The organism is Roseateles chitinivorans, from assembly GCF_002761755.1.
GTDB classification, from domain to species: Bacteria; Pseudomonadota; Gammaproteobacteria; order Burkholderiales; family Burkholderiaceae_C; genus Roseateles; species Roseateles chitinivorans.
Map to the genome: position 1 here is coordinate 1 of NZ_PEOG01000252.1, position 408 is coordinate 408.

Below are 408 nucleotides of genomic sequence, written 5' to 3' on the forward strand. Positions count from 1 at the left end.
ACGGAGTGGCTTCCTTTGAGGGTGAACGACGGATCGTCGATCACCTCACGCAGCATCGCCCACGTGTAGGACACCACGGTGACGCCGTACTGGCGGATCTCCTGCAGGAACCGGTTGGGCTGCAATACCCGGGACAGTGCGATGCGCGAGCCGCCGACCACGGCGCCGCCCAGGCTCACCAGCAGACCGGACTGGTGGTGCAACGGGGTGAGGCAGTACACGGTGTCCGCCCTGCCCAGATTGGCGGCCGAGGCGGTGCCGAACGCCGACAGCGCCCAGCGGTAGTTGGTGATCTGGCGAGGGATCAGTTCGCCGCCGATCGTGCTGAAACCGACGAACGCGAGGTCGCGCGCCAGACCCGGGTTGGGGCGGTACCACCCGGGCAGTTCCACGCTGTCGGGATCGATC

At 67.4% G+C, this 408-nt stretch carries 1 protein-coding gene; it reads right to left on the minus strand.

Going from position 1 to position 408, the window contains the following annotated elements:
* The coding region (locus tag CS062_RS25610; RefSeq protein WP_233218257.1) for a hypothetical protein at positions 1-392 on the minus strand (392 nt) is incomplete at its 3' end.
* Positions 393-408: the final 16 nt, after the last annotated feature.